The organism is Azospirillum agricola, from assembly GCF_020005195.1.
Classification (GTDB): domain Bacteria; phylum Pseudomonadota; class Alphaproteobacteria; order Azospirillales; family Azospirillaceae; genus Azospirillum; species Azospirillum agricola.
Window position 1 is genome coordinate 2,598,473 of the sequence record NZ_JAIFZR010000005.1, and the last position, 17,146, is coordinate 2,615,618.

Genomic DNA, 17,146 nt, shown 5'->3' on the forward strand with positions numbered 1-17,146 from the left:
ACGCAGCGGCATCCTGGCGGCACCGCCGCTATCCTCATAGGATCACCGCCCTGCCCCGTCCAGCACAACGGATCCCGACCGATGCCGCAGTCCTCCCCCCTGGCCCTGACCTATCTGGAAGCGGGCGAAGCCAACGGCGGCACGCCGCTGCTGGTCCTGCACGGCCTGTTCGGGTCGGCCCGCAACTGGCAGACGCTGGCCCGCCGCTTCGCCGAATCGCACCGGGTCTACGCGCTCGACCTGCGCAACCACGGCGGCGCGCCGTGGGCCGACGCCATGACCTACGAGGCAATGGCCGACGACGTGCTGCGATTCCTCGACGACCGCGGATTCGCGCGGGCCGCCGTGGTCGGCCACTCGATGGGCGGCAAGGCGGCGATGACGCTGGCGCTGCGCCACCCCGGCCGGGTCGAGCGGCTGATCGTCGCGGACATCGCGCCGGTCGCCTACAGCCACACCCACGCCCCCTTCGTCGCCGCCATGAAGGCCGCCAAGCTGGAAGGGCACAGCCGCCGGCAGGAGATCGAGGCGCAGTTGGTGGACGCCGTTCCGGAGGCGCCGCTGCGTTCCTTCCTAATGCAGAACCTCGTGCTGGAAGAGGGGAAGTTCGCGTGGCGGATCAACCTCGACGCCATCGGCAACGCGATGGGCGATCTGATCGGCTACCCGGACCTCGGCGACGCCCGGTACGACGGCCCCACCCTGTTCGTCGGCGGCACGAGGTCCGACTACATCCTGCCGGAGCACCACGAGGCCATCCGCCGCCGCTTCCCCAAGGCCGAGATCGCCATGATCGAGGGCGCCGGCCACTGGCTGCACGCCGAACGGCCGGAGGAATTCGCCCGGCTGGTTGAAGCCTTTGTCTGATGAGGGCCTTCGTCTGACGCGGCTTTCGTCCGAATAGGCGCTTTGGCGGAGAGATCCTCGCCCAAGCAGACCTTGCATCCCCCGGACGCGGGGGCTATCAAGCCAGCGCGCCCCAAAACGCGGCCCGAACCATAGCGCGGCCGCTTTTTTCGCGAAGGATCGACCGACCATGAGCGCCATCACCGAGATTCACGCCCGCGAGATTCTGGACAGCCGCGGCAACCCGACCGTCGAAGTGGACGTCGCGCTGGAAAGCGGCGCCTTCGGCCGTGCCGCCGTCCCCTCGGGCGCCTCCACCGGCGCCCACGAGGCGGTCGAGCTGCGCGACGGCGACAAGGGCCGCTACGGCGGCAAGGGCGTGCTGAAGGCCGTCGAGGCGGTCAACGGTGAGCTGTACGACGCCCTCGCCGGCCTCGACGCCGCCGATCAGCGCGCCATCGACCTCGCCATGATCGAGGTCGACGGCACCGCGAACAAGGCCCGCCTCGGCGCCAACGCCATCCTCGGCGTGTCGCTGGCGGTCGCCAAGGCCTCGGCCGAGGAAGCCGGCCTGCCGCTCTACCGCTACGTCGGCGGCGCCTTCGCGTCGCTGCTGCCGGTGCCGATGATGAACATCATCAACGGCGGCGCCCACGCCGACAACCCGATCGACATCCAGGAATTCATGATCATGCCGGTGGGTGCCGAGACCGGCGCCGACGCCATCCGCATGGGCGCCGAGATCTTCCAGTCGCTGAAGAAGAAGCTGAAGGACGCCGGCCACAACACCAACGTCGGCGACGAGGGCGGCTTCGCCCCCAACATCGGCTCGACCGACGAGGCGCTCGGCTTCGTCATGAAGGCGATCGAGGCCGCCGGCTACAAGCCGGGCGACGACGTCATGCTGGCGCTCGACGCCGCCTCGACCGAGTTCTTCAAGAACGGCAAGTACGAGCTGGCCGGCGAGGGCAAGTCGCTGAGCCCTGAGCAGATGGTGTCCTACTGGTCGGATCTGGTCGGCCGCTACCCGATCATCTCGATCGAGGACGGCATGTCCGAGGACGACTGGGAAGGCTGGAAGGCGCTGACCGAGGCGATCGGCAAGAAGGTGCAGCTGGTCGGCGACGACCTGTTCGTCACCAACCCGGCGCGTCTGGCCGACGGCATCAAGAAGGGGGTCGCCAACTCCATCCTGGTGAAGGTCAACCAGATCGGCACCCTGTCGGAGACGCTGGAAGCCGTCGACATGGCGCACAAGGCCGGCTACACCGCCGTCCTGTCGCACCGTTCGGGCGAGACCGAGGACAGCACCATCGCCGACCTCGCCGTCGCCACCAACTGCGGCCAGATCAAGACCGGCTCGCTGAGCCGTTCGGACCGTCTCGCCAAGTACAACCAGCTCATCCGCATCGAGGAGCAGCTCGGCGTCGCCGCCCGTTTCGCCGGCCGCGGCATCCTGAAGGCGTAAGCTCAGGAATGTGAGTGTGTGAAAAAGCCCCTCTCCGGTCCGCCGGAGGGGGGCTTTTCGTTCCTGCCCTTCTCCCCCCTTGCGGGAGAAGGGCTTGTCGGTCGGTGAGGTTACTGCTCGTCCGCCAGCGCGCCGAGCATCTTGCGGATCGCCGTCATCTGGAAGCCACCCTTGCGGGCGAAGTCGTAGCCGGTGTAGGCGAACCAGTCCCAGCAGGCCTTGGGGTTGGAACTCGGCTTGGCCGTCGAATCGATCTGCGGGTAGAGCACGACGAGGTTGTTCACGTCGGCCCAGCGGTTGTAGTCGGTCTTGGTGGCGAAATGGTCGCCGATCAGGTTGGCCGGCATCTGGCAGCCGTGGAAGGCGACGTGGATTTTGCAGGTCTGGCCCTGCTGGCAGGCCTCGGGCACGTAGATGTAGCCGCTGGTCGCCATGCCGGTGCGGCTGGTGTCGCCGACGAACGGCGTCTGGTCGAACAACGCCACCTTCTTCGCCGCCTCGGGCGCGTTCGGCGTCCTGGTGTCCGGGTAGAGGTGCTTCAGGATGTCGCCGGCCTGATCGTACTGGCAGTTGTTGATGTACTCGCTCTTCTGCCCTTCCTTCGGGATGAAGTCGCAGGCCGCGCCATAGCCGTCGGTGATGTAGGCGTGGGCCGCCTTGGGCAGCTTCACGTACTTGAAGTTGGCGTCCGGCACGCCGACCGCCTTGTAGAACTGCGCCGTCGCCTCGGCGACCGGACGGGTGACCGTCTTGTCGTTGTCGCCGTTGAACAGGTAGATGCGCGACTGGGCGAGGTTGGCCAGCGGATCGATGTCCTTGGCCTTCTCGCGCGCCTGGGCGTTGGCGACCAGCGCCGGCACGTCGGGGGCGCCGAGCGAGGTGTCCATGCAGCGCTTCAGCGCGACGACCGCCGGTGCCAGCCCGCCGGGCGACACCTCGGCGCAGGCGTAGGGACCGCCGGCGACGATGCCGGCGCCCTTCACGATGTCGGAATAGGCCACCTGGAACTGGCCGGCCATGTAGGCGCCCGACGAGATGCCCGACACCGTCGTCTGCGACAGGTCGATCTTCAGCTTCAGCTTCGCCAGGGAAAGCTCGGCGGCCTGGGCCGGCTGGAGGGCGAACGCCAGCAGGCCGGCAACGGCCAGGCTGGACAAGAATCTTGCGCGTGTCGTCATGGGATTACCTCTGCCCTGCCAAGGTTTTCAACATCGCGTTGATCGCGGCGATCTGCGCCCCGCTTCTGGTCGCGTAATCCTGCCCCGTGGTGCCGCGCCAGTCCCAGCAGCCGAGCGGATTTCCGGGTCGCCCCTCCGCCATCTGCGGGTACAGCACGATTAGATTGTTGTTGGCCGCCCATTGGTTGTAGCCGGCGGCGGTGGTGACGGCGTCGCCGACGCTGGCGGCCGACTGGCGGCAGCCGTGGAAGACGACATGAACCGCGCAGGCCGCCCCGCCGGCACAAGCCGGCGGCACATGGACATAGCCGGTGTCGGCCAGCCCGCTGCGGTCCGATCCGTCCGCCCCAAGGAAGGGGGTTTGGTCGAAGGGGACGGCCGCGCGCGGTTCGGAAACCGGCGGGTTGAGCCCGCCATAGACGTGCGAGAGGATCTGCCCGGCCTGGTCGTAGGTGCCGCAGGCGTTGACGTAGGGCGGCCGGTTGGCGTTGCAGTCGTTCGGCCCGCCGGGGGCGATGAAGCCGTGCCCGGCCTCGATCCCCTTCTCGTAACGGATCTGGTTCGCCGGCACCTTGGCGGCGCGGTAGAAATCCTGCACCGCGTCGACCGCCGCCGTGCTGACGATCATGTCGTTGCGGCCGCTGAACAGGTAGACGCGCGCGGATTTCACGCCTTCCAGCGGATCGATCCGGCCCAGCCCGGCCAGCGGAACCGCCTGTTCGTAAAGGGCCTGGGCCTGCGGCCAGAAGCCGTTCGCCTGCATGCAGGCGGCCGCCAGCAGCGGATTCTCCGCCGCACACAGATAGGCGCCACCGGCCACCACCCCGACGCCGATCACCGAGGCGGAGTTCGCGACATGGAACTGCGTCGCCATGAACCCGCCGGCCGACAGGCCCGACACCGAGGTCTTGGCCAGATCCACCCGGAAGGAGCCGAGCGGCGCGGGCTTGGCCGGCTGGGCGATGCCCGCGCCGGTCATGGCGAGAACGGCCATGACAACCAAAAACCACAGGACCGGCCGCTTGTGCGCCATAACCACGTCTTCCCGCCACCCGTTGCGCAGCGGAACGTAGCAACATGACTGGAAAAGTCTACCTTAAAGAGATTTATCCTCGGGGATAAATGAGCTTTGCGTGCCAATGAATGAAACCGCTCTCCACAGGGAGGGCGGTCATGAAAAAGGGCCGGCGAAGGCTTTTCCTCCACCGGCCCATTTCCCGCGGCCGAACGACCGCCAACACATCAGGAGCGCAGATACTCCAGGACCGTTTCCGGCGAGGACACGGTGTAGGGATCGCCGTTCTCGCCCGCATCGTTGATGCCCGGCTCCTCGAACCACTTCTCGATGACGCCGTCCTTGACGACCATCGCGTAGCGCCAGGACCGCTGGCCGAAGCCGACGTGATCCTTGTTGATCAGCATGCCCATGCGACGGGTGAAGTGGCCCGAACCGTCGGGGATCAGCTTCACCTTCTTCAGGTTCAGGCTCTTGCCCCACTGGAACATGACGAAGGCGTCGTTGACGCTGAGGCAATAGACCTCGTCGATGCCGAGATCCTTGAACTCCTCGTACATCCGCTCGAAGGCCGGGCATTGCTCGTTCGAGCAGGTCGGGGTGAAGGCGCCGGGCAGCGAGAACACCACGACGCGCTTGCCGGCGAACAGATCGTCGCTCGTCACATCCTGCCAGCGGAACGGATTCGGCCCGCCGACGCTCTCGTCGCGCACGCGGGTCTTGAACACGACCGAGGGAACCTTGCGCCCTTCCATGCTTCGTCTCCGACTCTCTCAAGATGGCGATGGCCGGCCGGGCGGTGCACGGCCGACGGGATGAAAACCGGAAGGCACGATACCCGTTTCGCACCTGCGCTCCAACCAGGGAGGCCCGCCTGCGCGGATCCGCCCCTCCATTCCGTCCCTCCCGCGGAATCCGCCCCGGATGCGCCCGGACTCCCGCCCCGGCGCCCCGGTCCTGTGGGATTAAGTGGTAAGTCCCGGTGGCAATCTTGTGACGGGCACTCTTCTTAAGGGTGCGTTTACCAAGATGGCGTCTTCTGTCCCTCGCCTGCATCCAGTGGGCACTGCGCCAAACGGTGACAATTGGAGGGCTCTTCATGCCTGCTACCGAAAAGACGACTTCGCGATCGACGGCTGACAAGGCCAAGAAAGAATCCATTTTCAATCGCCGTTATTTCTCAAGGATACTTGTTAGTGCCTTTGTCTTCAGCGCCGCCATCAATCTTCTGATGCTGGCGATGCCGCTCTATTCGTTGCAGGTGTTCAGCCGGGCGATCCCGTCGGGGAATTACGACACCTTGATCATGCTGACGGTCATCGTCGTCATTGCCCTGACGCTCAGCGCCGGATTGGAGATGGTCCGCTCCCGCCTGCTGGCCCGCGCCGGCAACGCGCTGGAGGTCAAGTGGCGCCGCCGCCTGACCGCCGAGGCGCTCGACTCCGCCGGCCGCGGCCGACCGGACTCGGCGCCGCTCGCCGACCTCATGGAGGTCAAGGGCGCCCTGTCCCGCCCCAGCCTGCCGGCCCTGATGGATCTGCCCTGGGCGCCGCTCTACGTGCTCGGCATCTACGTCATCCACCCGATGCTGGCCGCCATCCTGGTCGTCTCGATGCTGCTGATGGCGCTGATGGGCTGGATCGCCCATGTCGCGATCAAGAGCTTCGCCGAGGACGGCAAGCAGCCTTCCAGCCGCGCCCAGAAGCTGTTCGACGCCCTGCTGACCAAGTCCGACACGGTGCGCGGCCTGCGCATGGGCGGTTCGGCCATGGACTCGGTGTCCCGCGACTTCCTGACCTCCAGCGCGCTCCAGGGTCTGGCGCATGAGCGGTCCGCCGCCATCGGCGCCGCCACCAAGTGGCTGCGCATGGTGCTCCAGATCGCCGTCACCGCCACCGGCGCCTGGCTGGTCATCGAGCAGCACCTGTCCTTCGGCGGCATGATCGCCACCTCGATGCTGGTCGGCCGCGGCCTCGCCCCGATCGAGCAGACCGCCGGCGCCTGGGGTGCCCTGATCCGCTCCTACCAGGCCACCAGCCGCCTGCTGCCGCTGCTGAAGCGCCTGTCCCGTGAGCCGGAGCGTCCCGCCGTGCCGGTCGAGAACGAGCGCCTCGTCGTCGAAAACCTGCTGTTCGTCTCCCCCCGCGATCAGAAGCCGGTGCTGCGCAGCGTGTCCCTGACGGTCGAGCCGGGCGAGACCATCTGCGTCGCCGGTCCGAACCGGGCGGGCAAGTCGATCCTGGCCCGCCTGCTGGCCGGCGTCGCCATCCCCTCGGCCGGCACCGTGCGCCTCGGCGGCCTGTCCGTCGCCACCTTGAGCCCCGAGACTCCCGAGCAGGGCATCGGCTACCTGCCGCAGCACGTCGACCTTCTGCCCGGCAGCATCGCCGACAACATCGCCCGCTTCGCCACCGCCAGCCGCGAGCAGGTCGAGGCCGCCGCCAAGGCCGTCGGCATCCACGAGTGGATCGAGACGCTGCCCGCCGGCTACGACACCGACGTCGCCGATCCGCTGTTCCCGATGACCGGCGCCTCGGCCCGCATGATCGGTCTGGCCCGCGCCGGCTTCGGCCAGCCGCCCCTGCTGGTCCTCGACGAGCCGGCCGCCGGCCTGGACGAGCTGGGCATGAAGTCGGTCCGCGAGTTCATCACCGCCGCCAAGAAGCGCGGCGCCACCACCATCGTCTGCACCCATTCCCCGGCCTTCGTCGACCTGTCCGACCGCACCTACGTGCTGAAGAACGGCATGGCCATGGAGCTGCCGCGTCAGGACCAGCAGGCGCAGCAGGGCGTGAACTTCGCCCGTCTCCGCAACCTCGGCCCCGCGCCGGTCGGTGCGGCCATGGGGGCCGCCGGCTGAGCCGGCCCCCCTCCCCGCCCCCAGCCCCCTCCGGACGCCGAGCACAAGGATAGCGACATGACCACCCTGACCACGACCTTCCCGACCCCGCTCCAGCCGAACCAGCCGCCGCACCAGCCGGAATCGAACCAGTCGAAGCCGACCCGCAAGTCGATGCAGATCACCTCGCTCCACGCGCTGCGGTCGATGGTGCCGGAGACCAGCATCGGCGGCCTGCTGACCGGCGGCTTCCTGGTCCTGGCGGTCGGTCTGGGCGGCATGACCGGCTGGGCGGCGATCGCTCCCCTGCACAGCGCCATCTCGGCGACCGGCGCGCTCGCCCCGGAGACCGGCCGCAAGGTCGTGAAGCACACCGAGGGCGGCCAGATCGGCGAGATCCTGGTCAAGGAAGGCGACCGGGTGAAGGCCGGCCAGGTCCTGATGCGGCTGGACAGCACCGAGGCGTTCACCCGCCTGGAGATGCTGAACGCCTCCTGGCTCGACACGCTGGCGCTGGAGGCCCGCCTCTCGGCCGAGCTGTTCGAGAAGGGCGCCATCGAGTGGCCGAAGGACCTGCTGGACCGCCGCGCCGGCACCCCCGCCGTCGACACCTCGATGCGCAACCAGGACACCCTGTTCCAGGTCCGCCGCTCGCAGCTCGAGACCGAGGCCAAGCTGAGCCAGGAGCGCGTCGCCTCGCTGGGCGACGAGGTCCGCAGCCTGGAACAGCAGCGCCAGTTCCTCGCCCGCGAGCTGAAGCTGTCCGAGGAGGACATGCGGATCACCCAGGGCCTGCTCGACCGCGGCAACGCCACCCGCACCAAGATGGTCGAGCAGCAGAAGGAGAACGCGCAGCTCCACTCCCGCGGCCATGAGCTGGAGGCCCGCATCTCGCAGGCCCGTCAGGCCGCCGTCGACGCCCAGGGCGATCTGGTGCGCCGCCGCAGCGACTTCCGCGAGAAGGTGCTGGTCGATCTGGAGAAGGCCCGCGGCGACGTGCAGAAGTACGCCGAGCAGATCCGCGACGCCCGCAACCGCCTCGAGAACCGCGCCATCAAGGCCCCGGACGACGGCAACGTCGTGATGTACGGCCACCCGGCCGTCGGCGGCACCATCGCGGCCAACGAGCCGATCCTCGACATCGTTCCCGACAACCAGGCCCTGCTGGCCGAGATCAAGGTCCAGCCGAAGGACGTCAAGTCGCTGGCGGTCGATCTGCCGGTGAAGATCCAGCTCACCGCCTACGACAGCCGCGTCGTCGGCTCGCTCGACGGCACGGTGTCCTACGTCTCGGCCGACCGCGTGACCGACCCGATGACCCGCCAGGAGCATTATCTGGCCCGCGTCCGCCTGAAGGACTCCGACACCCATCAGGTCCACAACCTGAAGATCAAGGCCGGCATGCCGGTGGAGGCCCGCATCGTCCTGGCTCCGCGCACCCCGCTCGACTACCTGATCCAGCCGCTGAAGCAGTCCTACGTGAAGGCCTTCATCCAGGAGTGATCCGGCGCGCCCTTGCGGAAGGGGAAGCGAGGGAAGAGCATCGACCACAAAAAAGCCCCCCGTCCACCTGGACGCGGGGCTTTTTTCTTATGCTTGAGCCAGTTTGTGCAAGTTCGCCTGGCCTCCCCTCAGCTCCGGCCCGGCTGGAGGTTCGGCTTGGGCGGAACCGCCATGGGGGTCGGCAGCGGCTCCGGCATGGGGATGGCCTCGGTGGCGGCCTTGCGCTGGCGCGACGCCTCGCGGTCCTTCGCCAGCCGGTCCATCTCGGTCTGGCGCTGCGCCTCGGTGGTCAGGTCGGTCGGGCGCGGCGGAACCGTTCCGAGATTCGGATAGTCGGTGCGCTCGCCGGTCATCGCGCGGATGGGCGACGGATTGTCGCTGACCGGCGAGGGCGCGCCGGTGACGGAGCCGAACAGGCCGGTGTCGAGCGCCCGCTCGCTGCATGCTGCAACGCCCAAAACCATAGGCGTAGCAACGAAAACCGCTCCCAACACCCGCCGAACCGCCGCGGTTTCGCGTCCACCCTTGGCCATCGCCCGCCCCTTGTCGCTTGCCGCATCGCCGCTCTTGTGCGGCGGCGCGTGAAATGAAATCTTCACAGCAGCGGTGTATGAGGACTCTCACAACTTTCGCGCACCGCATCGCCGGGACGGCCGTCGCAGGTCGGCCCGGCGATTCTGGTACCGCTCCGCCTGTTGTATAGCCGCCCGCTCGCCCCTCCTGAAGCGCAAAACTCGCTTAAGACAAGAAGGACCGAACCCATGGCCGAGAATCAGGCCCCCGACGTCAAGCTTCCCGATCCGGTCGAGATGTCCCGCGCGATGTCCCGCATCGCCGAACAGAGCCAGCGGCTTGTCTCCGAGTTCCTGTCGCGTCAGGCCGCCGATGGCATCGGCTCCAAGAATGCCGGTCCGGACCCCATGGGCGTCGGCCACGCCTTCCTGGAGATGACCACCCGCATGATGGCCGACCCGGCCAAGCTGATGCAGGCGCAGATGTCGCTGTGGCAGGATTACCTGACGCTGTGGCAGCGGACGACGCAGCGCTTCTTCGGGCAGGACACCCAGCCGGTCATCGCCCCGGCCAAGGACGACCGCCGCTTCAAGGATTCGGCCTGGGACGAGAACACGCTCTTCGACTTCATCAAGCAATCCTACCTGCTGAGCGCCCGGTGGATGCAGTCCACGGTGAACCAGGTGGACGGGCTCGACGACCACACCGCCAAGAAGGTGGATTTCTACACCCGCCAGTTCGTCGACGCGATGGCGCCCTCCAACTTCGTCATGACGAATCCGGAGGTTCTGCGCGCGACCATCGAGAGCGGCGGCGAGAATCTGGTCAAGGGCCTGGAGCATCTGCTGAAGGATCTGGAGCGCGGCAAGGGCGAGCTGCGCATCTCGATGACCGACTACGACGCCTTCCAGCTCGGCAAGAACATCGCGGTCACGCCGGGCAAGGTGGTCTTCCAGACCAGCCTGATGCAGCTGATCCAGTACACGCCGACCACGCCGGACGTGAACAAGCGCCCGCTGATGATCGTGCCGCCCTGGATCAACAAGTACTACATCCTCGATCTGCGCGAGAAGAACAGCTTCATCAAGTGGGCGGTCGACCAGGGCCACACCGTCTTCGTCCTGTCCTGGGTCAACCCGGACGAGACCTTGGCGGCCAAGGGCTTCGAGGACTACATGTTCGAGGGCCCGCTGGCCGCGCTCGACGCCATCAAGCAGGCGACCGGCGAGGACGACGTCAACGCCATCGGCTATTGCCTGGGCGGCACGCTGCTCGCCTCGACGCTCGCCTACATGGCGGTCAAGAAGGACAACCGCATCAAGTCGGTGACCTTCTTCACCACCATGCTGGACTTCACCGAGGCCGGCGAGCTGTCGATCTTCATCGACGAGGAGCAGCTGACCTACATCGAAGGCCAGATGGCCGAGCAGGGCTATCTCGACGGCGCCAAGATGGCGACCACCTTCAACATGCTGCGGGCCAACGACCTGATCTGGTCGTTCGTGGTGAACAACTACCTGCTGGGCAAGGATCCGTTCCCGTTCGACCTGCTCTACTGGAACGGCGACAGCACCCGCATGCCGGCGGCGATGCACAGCTTCTACCTGCGCAACATGTACCAGAAGAACCAGCTGGTGCAGCCGGGCGCGGTGACGCTGGGCGGCGTGCCGATCGACCTGACCAAGGTCAAGGTCCCGACGATGTTCCTGTCGGCCCGCGAGGACCACATCGCCCCGTGGAAGAGCACCTACGCCGGCGCGCAGCAGTTCACCGGCCCGGTGAAGTTCGTGCTGGGCGCCTCGGGCCACATCGCCGGCGTCGTCAACCCGCCGGCGGCCAACAAGTACGGCTACTGGACCAACGACAAGCTGCCCAAGTCGCCCGACGAGTGGCTGGAGACGGCGACCCAGACCCCCGGTTCCTGGTGGACCGAGTGGAACCGCTGGGTGTCGGGCTTCGCCGACGGCAAGGTTCCCGCCCGCCAGCCCGGCGACGGCAAGCTGGCCGTGATCGAGGACGCGCCCGGCAGCTACGCCAAGGTCAAGAACGACTGAGGCTGACGCAGGTCCCTTCGCAGCCCCTCTCCCCTTGCGGGAGAGGGGTTGGCGTGAGGCGCGCACACGGGCGGGGATCGTTCAAGGGACGCGGTTTCTCGCCCGCTTGCCGCCCCCCTTCCCCCGGCAGGGGGGCGTATCGCCGCTCCCGTCAGCCGCCGGCCGGTGCAGGGGCCGGTTCGACGCGGAGGGCATCCAGTTCGGTTCCGGACATGGCGGGGAAGCCGGCCCCGTCCGGAGCGAGTGCCCAGCGGATGGCCTCGCCCAGCCGCTCCAGCGCCTCCCGGCTTTCGCGCAGCTCCTGCCCATGCGCCTGGAACTCGTGGGTCATGTGTTCCCAGACATCCAGGCGCACCCGCGCGCCCTGGCCACGGGCCTCCCGCGCGAAGTCGCGAATCATGTCGACGAGGATCTCCTTGCCGCCAGCCTGAAGGTAAAGCGGCGCCAGCCCCCGCAAATCCTGGTGGATGGGGGAGAGTTCGGCGTCGCTGAGCCCGCCCTCGCCCTTCAGCCAGTCCGCGAAGCGCAGGGTCATGTAGCCCTGGACGAGATCGTAGCGGTCGTTGCCGAACTGGCTGGCGCCCCGTCGCCCGACGTCGGTCCATGGGCTGAGGCCGATCCCGATCGCCGGCTGCGGCAACCCCGCCGCACGCGCCCCGACCAGCGTCATCAAGGTCAGATGGCCGCCCGCGGAATCCCCGCACACAATAAGGCGGGACGGCTCGATGCCCTCGGAAAGCAGGAACCGGTAGGCCGCCAGCCCGTCCTCGATCTGCGCCGGATGCGGATGCTCGGGCGTCAGGCGGTAGTCGGGGGCGAAGACGGGGAGCCCCAGCTTGTCGGCCAGCATGGCGATGAACCGGCGCGTCACGTCGGCGTAGAAGCTGTACCCGCCGCCATGGAAGTGCAGCAGCGTGGCCTCCCCCTTGCGGACGCGCGGGATGAACCAGTCGCCGCGTGGCTCGCCGGGACGGCTCGGACGGACATCCACCTCGGGAACACGGTCCAGGACATGAACCAGGCTGTCGAAATAGGCGCGGGCCTCGGCGATGTCGCGAAGCGCGAAGGCGTGGTTGAACTGCGCCCGCCAGAACAGGTTGCCGATCTCGAACAGAGGACTCCATTCCGGCACCAGCGGCCTGCCGAGGGCGCGGCGGGCCAGCACATGGGCGGAAAGCAGGCTGATGGTGGCGAGGCTGCGGGCTTTGTGGCGCAGGCGCCCCTGAAGTATCGTCTTGGCCATGTTCGGCTCCAGTGGTCGGATGACCAACTTCTCCCTGGAGCCAGACCCGCCATATAGAACGGAAACGTCACCGGCGATGCCGCCCGCTGCCTCTGTGTCCGCTGCCTCCGCCCGCCTGCTGCTGCCCCGCCCCTCGCTCGCCGGCGGCATCTTCGCCGGTGTGGCGCGCGACACGCGCGCCTCCATGCTGTCGGACGACCAGCGCTTCAACCATTACCCGGCGACGCCGATGTCGATGGTCTCGCTGATCTTCGAAGGCACGCTCCACATGGTGGAGGAGCAGGGAGACGGCGTCCCACCGACCCTCGGCCCGCCCCTGCCGAGTCTGGTCCTGTCCGGACCGCAGCGCCGCCCCGTCTCAAGCTGGTCGCCCGGACCGGTCCACGCCCTGTCGGTCGCCTTCTACCCGGAAGCCCTGGGTTCCCTCATCGGAATCGACGCCGAACGCCTCGTCGGCCGGGTCCTGCCGCTGGAGGGGGCCGTCACCGGTCCGCTGCTGGCGGCTTTCCAAACCCTTCTCGGGATGGAGACGGACGTTGCGGCCTTCCATCGGCTGGAGGATCTGCTGGAGCCGCTGTGGTCCGATTCGCGTCCGCATGGCAACGGACGGGCACCGCTGATGGCGGACTGGCTGCGCTCGCTGGCGGTGAGGGCGGCGCTGTCCGGCGCCGGCCGGGGCGTGCGGCAGGCCCAGCGCCGCATCAAGGGGTGGACCGGCCTGAGCCGTCGCGAACTTCAGCTTTTCGCGCGTGTCGAGGAGGTGGCCGTCCACGCCGCGCGGAACCGCGAGGCCGGGACGCTCGACCTCGCGGCGCTTGCCAACGATCTGGGGTTTTCCGACCAATCGCACATGGGCCGGGAGGTCCGCCGGCTCACCGGCCTCTCTCCGGGAAAGCTGACCGACCTCATGGCCACCCACGAGTCCTTCTGGCTCTACCGGCTGCTCGGCGGGAGCTTCGGGTGACGCCATCACACCCCCGGCGGGGTGATGCGCCAGATCGCCGCCGGATTCTGCGGGTCGAGCCAGACATGCTGGAACTTGCCGATCCAGGTGAAGCGATGGCCGCTGAACAGATCCTCCACCTGGACATGGGCGCCGTCCGGCAGGCCCAGCTCCCACAGCGGCACCTCGATGGTCCCGCCATGGGCGTTGTGCGGATCGAGGTTGACCGCGATCAGGATCACGTTGTCCTTCGCCGCCGTCATTTTGCCGTAGAGCAGGATGTTGTCGTCGTGGACGTTGTAGAACTTCAAGTTCGTGAAGCCGTGCAGCGCCGGATTCTCCCGGCGGATGCGGTTGATCGCCGTCACATAGTCGCGGATGTTGCCCGGCCGGTTCCAGTCCCAGTGGCGGATTTCATACTTCTCTGAATGGTTGTATTCCTGCTTGCCGGGATAGGCCTCCGCCTCGCACAGCAGATAGGGGCCGTAGAGCCCGTAGACGCCGGCCAGCGTCGCCGCCAGCACCGCGCGGGACATGTGGGCCGGGCGCCCGCCCTCGGTCAGGATCGGTGGCAGGATGTCCGGCGTGTTGGCGAAGAAGTTCGGCCGCATGTACTCCTTGGACGGCCCCTGGGTCAGCTCCGTCAGGTACTCCGTCAGCTCCGCCTTGGTGTTGCGCCAAGTGAAGTAGCTGTAGGACTGGGTGTAGCCGACCTTGGCCAGCCGCTGCATCAGCTTGGGCCGGGTGAAGGCCTCGGCCAGGAACAGGGCGTCGGGGTAGCGGTCCTGCACCTCGCGGATCATCCATTCCCAGAAGGGGAAGGGTTTGGTGTGCGGGTTGTCGACGCGGAAGATGCGCACCCCCTCGCGGCACCACAGCAACACCACGTCGCGCAGCGCGTACCACAGGTCCGGGTAGGACTCGCGGTAGAAGCTGACGTTGACGATGTCCTGGTACTTCTTGGGCGGATTCTCGGCGTAGCGGATGGAGCCGTCCGGACGCCAGTAGAACCAGTGCGGGTGCTCCTTCACCCAAGGATGATCGGGCGAGCACTGCACCGCGAAGTCGAGCGCGATCTCCAGCCCATGCCGCTTCGCCTCGCGGACCAGCCGGCGGAAGCCCTCGAAATCGCCGATCATCGGGTCGATGGCATCGTGCCCGCCCTCCTCCGCGCCGATGGCGTAGGGCACGCCGGGATCGTCCGGACCGGGGTTCAGCGTGTTGTTTTTCCCCTTGCGAAAGGCACGGCCGATCGGGTGGATCGGCGGGAAATACAGCACGTCGAAGCCCATGTCGCGGACCATCGGCAACAGGGTCACGACGTCGTCGAAGGTTCCCGGCCGCGACGGGTCGGGCGAGGCCGAGCGCGGGAAGATCTCGAACCAGGCCGAGAAGGCCCCGGCGGTGCGGTCGACATACACCTCAAGCTCGCGCACGTAGCGCGACTTGTATTGCCGCTCGCCGTAGAGCGCCATCGCCTGGCGCGGCTCGTCGGACAGCGCGTAGTCGATCAGCTCCCGCCCGGAGAGCTGCTGCATGCGGTCGACCACCACGCGCAGCGCGGCGCGGCCCCCGGCCTCGTTCAGCGTGATCGAATGCTCGATGAAGCGGCGGCCCTCGACCAGTTCCAGATCGACGTTCAGGCCGGCGTCGACCTTCTTCTTGAAGTCGGCCCGCCAGCTTTCCCACACATCGCGCCACGCCTCGATGCTGTAGACGTAGCGGGTGTTGCGGGTCAGCGGCACCCGGCCGACCCAGCGGTCGTTTTCATACAGGCGCATCGGCGCCTCGCGCCACTCCGTCTCGTCCACCGGCTTGTAGGTGACGACGGCGGCGAGCACGAAGGTGCCGTCGGTGAAGATGTCGGCCCACACCTCCATCAGGTCGCCCACCGCGCGCTTCACCGCGAAGCGGCCGCCGTCCAGCTCCGGATAGACGTTCTCGATCGTCATGCGGCCGGCGGCGATCCGGTCCATCCAGCCGCGTTCCTCGACGTCGTGCAGCTCGACGGCGCGCGCCTGCGCCGGCTGGGCGCGGAAGACGCGCAGTTCCAGCGGGCGCAGGTTCAACGGCGCGCCGGGCTCGAAGGGCAGCGGCACGGCCTCGGGCGTCACGTCCTCGAAATCGCGGAAGCCGCCGCCGGTCGCCGCCAGCAGCGGGCCGGGGTCGATGGCGTGCGGCCGGTTCTCGTCGGGGTTCAACAGCAGAATGGCGGCGCCGTCCGGGCCATCGGGCGCGGCGCCGTCCACCGTGCGCAGCAGGCCAAGCACCGGGCTATGGGGTGCGGTGATCCGGCGCTGCGGCCCCTCGACGTTCAGCGCCGGGGCCGCCGCCTTCATGGCGTTCACCGCGCCGATGAAGCCGGTCAGGTCGAGCTTGGGCTGTTCCCAGTCGGCGGGGCTGCTGTTCACCACGTCCAGCTTGCGGGTGAAGCCGTACTCGAAGCCGACCGGCATCATGATTCCGGTCGAGAAGCTGGCGGCGAACAGGTAGTGCATCTTCAGCTGGGCGGCGAGCCGGACATGGTCCTGGCTGCCGACCTCGGCGGCCAGCCGGTCGGTGTCGTGGCTCTCCGGGAAGGCGACCGACGGGGCGATCCAGCGGAACGCCTCATACTGGTCGAGCAGCCAATCGGCCTTGAAGTCCCACCATTTGGCGCTGTTGAACAGGAAGTCGAAGCCGGCGCCGCACAGGTCGCGCACCTGCTCCACCGTGCAGCCCAGCGTCTCGGCGAAGAACTTGACCTCCGGGTTCCAGGAGCGGGCGGCGTCGATCAGGCTGCGCCACACTTCGGCCGGCACCTGATAGGCGGCGTCGCAGCGGAAGCCCTTCACGCCCAGCCCGATGTAATGGCGCAGGTAGCCGCTCCAATATTCGACCAGCCCGGCCCGTGCCTCGGCCTTGCCGTAATCCAGCGAGGCGAGGTCGCCCCACACCGTCACCCGGCTGGTGTCGGCGGGATCGACGGCGCCGGGGCTGTGCAGGTCGCCGTCGGGCCCGCGCAGGTACCAGTCGGGATGCTGCCCGACCAGCAGCGCGTCGCGCGCGGTGTGGTTGATCACCAGATCCATCATCACCGACTGGCCGTGCCCGGCCGCCTGCCGGATGAAGCCGCGCAGCAGCTCGTCGTCGCTCTCGGTCGCCCCGCCGCGCAAGGCGTCGTGCAGCCGGTACGGATCCTTGACCGCGTAGAGGCTGCCGGAGAAGCCCGGCTGGTGGATCGGATTCAGGAACACCCAGTCGAAGCCCATCCCCTGGATGCGCGGCAGATGGCCCGCCCAATCGCGCACCGGGCCGACCAGGGTCGGAAACAGGTTGTAGATGCGCGGTCCGGTCTCGGTCATGGAATCCCCTCGCGGATTGCCGCCGGTTTCGACCGTTGACAGTCCGCGCAACCCCATGTGGGATCGTCCCCATGTAGGATCGTCGTTGGACGGCAACCCGGCACCGGCGCGTGGCCCTCGCGGCTCAACCCCCGGGATCACGGAAGGTTCCCCGCCGTTCCTTACTCTGGAACACTCTCCCACTCCCGACAAGGACCCGC

General features: G+C 67.9%; 12 protein-coding genes. 6 read left to right on the top strand and 6 right to left on the bottom strand.

The features are described from left to right. Positions 1-81: 81 nt before the first annotated feature. Entirely contained in the window at positions 82-867 is a 786-nt protein-coding gene (locus JN22_RS27330; RefSeq protein ID WP_085556886.1) for an alpha/beta fold hydrolase, read from the top strand. A 169-nt stretch (positions 868-1,036) separates the two neighbouring features. Further along, entirely contained in the window at positions 1,037-2,314 is a 1,278-nt protein-coding gene (gene eno / locus JN22_RS27335) for a phosphopyruvate hydratase (RefSeq protein ID WP_085556887.1), read from the top strand. A gap of 110 nt (positions 2,315-2,424) precedes the next feature. Here eno and JN22_RS27340 read toward each other — a convergent pair whose 3' ends face one another. The 3 genes from JN22_RS27340 to JN22_RS27350 all read right to left on the bottom strand — a co-directional run bounded on the left by JN22_RS27340 (position 2,425) and on the right by JN22_RS27350 (position 5,262). After that, positions 2,425-3,492, bottom strand: a complete 1,068-nt coding sequence (locus JN22_RS27340) for an extracellular catalytic domain type 2 short-chain-length polyhydroxyalkanoate depolymerase (protein ID WP_085556888.1) — start codon at positions 3,490-3,492, stop codon at positions 2,425-2,427. 4 nt (positions 3,493-3,496) lie between these two features. Beyond that, positions 3,497-4,486 (bottom strand): extracellular catalytic domain type 2 short-chain-length polyhydroxyalkanoate depolymerase, encoded by a 990-nt coding sequence (locus JN22_RS27345; protein WP_085557369.1) that lies wholly within the window; start codon positions 4,484-4,486, stop codon positions 3,497-3,499. A 248-nt stretch (positions 4,487-4,734) separates the two neighbouring features. Continuing rightward, complete coding sequence (locus JN22_RS27350; RefSeq protein WP_085556889.1) at positions 4,735-5,262, bottom strand: peroxiredoxin; 528 nt, start codon at positions 5,260-5,262, stop codon at positions 4,735-4,737. A 476-nt stretch (positions 5,263-5,738) separates the two neighbouring features. Here JN22_RS27350 and JN22_RS27355 point away from each other — a divergent pair, with 476 nt between their 5' ends. Together JN22_RS27355 and JN22_RS27360 are read left to right on the top strand one after the other, a co-directional pair. Further along, positions 5,739-7,367 carry a type I secretion system permease/ATPase gene (locus JN22_RS27355; RefSeq protein ID WP_085556890.1) on the top strand — a complete coding sequence of 543 codons (1,629 nt, stop codon included), beginning with the start codon at positions 5,739-5,741 and terminating at the stop codon, positions 7,365-7,367. A gap of 57 nt (positions 7,368-7,424) precedes the next feature. After that, complete coding sequence (locus tag JN22_RS27360; RefSeq protein WP_085556891.1) at positions 7,425-8,849, top strand: HlyD family type I secretion periplasmic adaptor subunit; 1,425 nt, start codon at positions 7,425-7,427, stop codon at positions 8,847-8,849. A 128-nt stretch (positions 8,850-8,977) separates the two neighbouring features. Here JN22_RS27360 and JN22_RS27365 read toward each other — a convergent pair whose 3' ends face one another. Next, the gene (locus JN22_RS27365; protein ID WP_223677907.1) at positions 8,978-9,313 is read right to left on the bottom strand and encodes a hypothetical protein; all 336 of its coding nucleotides are present in this window, start codon (positions 9,311-9,313) and stop codon (positions 8,978-8,980) included. A 297-nt stretch (positions 9,314-9,610) separates the two neighbouring features. Here JN22_RS27365 and phaC point away from each other — a divergent pair, with 297 nt between their 5' ends. Further along, positions 9,611-11,416, top strand: coding sequence for a class I poly(R)-hydroxyalkanoic acid synthase (gene phaC, locus JN22_RS27370; protein WP_085556893.1), 1,806 nt, complete (start codon positions 9,611-9,613; stop codon positions 11,414-11,416). A 151-nt stretch (positions 11,417-11,567) separates the two neighbouring features. Here phaC and JN22_RS27375 read toward each other — a convergent pair whose 3' ends face one another. After that, positions 11,568-12,659, bottom strand: coding sequence for an alpha/beta hydrolase (locus tag JN22_RS27375; protein WP_085556894.1), 1,092 nt, complete (start codon positions 12,657-12,659; stop codon positions 11,568-11,570). Between the two features lie 76 nt (positions 12,660-12,735). On the opposite strand from JN22_RS27375, the gene JN22_RS27380 reads away from it, so the two are divergent. Then, a complete protein-coding gene (locus tag JN22_RS27380; RefSeq protein WP_085556895.1) occupies positions 12,736-13,623 on the top strand; it encodes an AraC family transcriptional regulator in 888 nt (295 codons plus the stop codon). A gap of 5 nt (positions 13,624-13,628) precedes the next feature. Here the strand turns inward: JN22_RS27380 and JN22_RS27385 are convergent, their stop codons facing one another. Next, positions 13,629-16,946: a maltotransferase domain-containing protein gene (locus JN22_RS27385; RefSeq protein WP_085556896.1), complete on the bottom strand. Its 3,318-nt coding sequence runs from the start codon at positions 16,944-16,946 to the stop codon at positions 13,629-13,631. Positions 16,947-17,146 lie beyond the last annotated feature (200 nt).

Bases quoted from the DNA above. Each gene is read 5' to 3' on its own strand.
- JN22_RS27330 (WP_085556886.1), top strand. From the start codon at position 82: ATGCCGCAGTCCTCCCCCCTGGCCCTGACCTATCTGGAAGCGGGCGAA.
- eno (WP_085556887.1), top strand. From the start codon at position 1,037: ATGAGCGCCATCACCGAGATTCACGCCCGCGAGATTCTGGACAGCCGC.
- JN22_RS27340 (WP_085556888.1), bottom strand. From the start codon at position 3,492: ATGACGACACGCGCAAGATTCTTGTCCAGCCTGGCCGTTGCCGGCCTG.
- JN22_RS27345 (WP_085557369.1), bottom strand. From the start codon at position 4,486: ATGGCCGTTCTCGCCATGACCGGCGCGGGCATCGCCCAGCCGGCCAAG.
- JN22_RS27350 (WP_085556889.1), bottom strand. From the start codon at position 5,262: ATGGAAGGGCGCAAGGTTCCCTCGGTCGTGTTCAAGACCCGCGTGCGC.
- JN22_RS27355 (WP_085556890.1), top strand. From the start codon at position 5,739: ATGCTGGCGATGCCGCTCTATTCGTTGCAGGTGTTCAGCCGGGCGATC.
- JN22_RS27360 (WP_085556891.1), top strand. From the start codon at position 7,425: ATGACCACCCTGACCACGACCTTCCCGACCCCGCTCCAGCCGAACCAG.
- JN22_RS27365 (WP_223677907.1), bottom strand. From the start codon at position 9,313: ATGGTTTTGGGCGTTGCAGCATGCAGCGAGCGGGCGCTCGACACCGGC.
- phaC (WP_085556893.1), top strand. From the start codon at position 9,611: ATGGCCGAGAATCAGGCCCCCGACGTCAAGCTTCCCGATCCGGTCGAG.
- JN22_RS27375 (WP_085556894.1), bottom strand. From the start codon at position 12,659: ATGGCCAAGACGATACTTCAGGGGCGCCTGCGCCACAAAGCCCGCAGC.
- JN22_RS27380 (WP_085556895.1), top strand. From the start codon at position 12,736: ATGCCGCCCGCTGCCTCTGTGTCCGCTGCCTCCGCCCGCCTGCTGCTG.
- JN22_RS27385 (WP_085556896.1), bottom strand. From the start codon at position 16,946: ATGACCGAGACCGGACCGCGCATCTACAACCTGTTTCCGACCCTGGTC.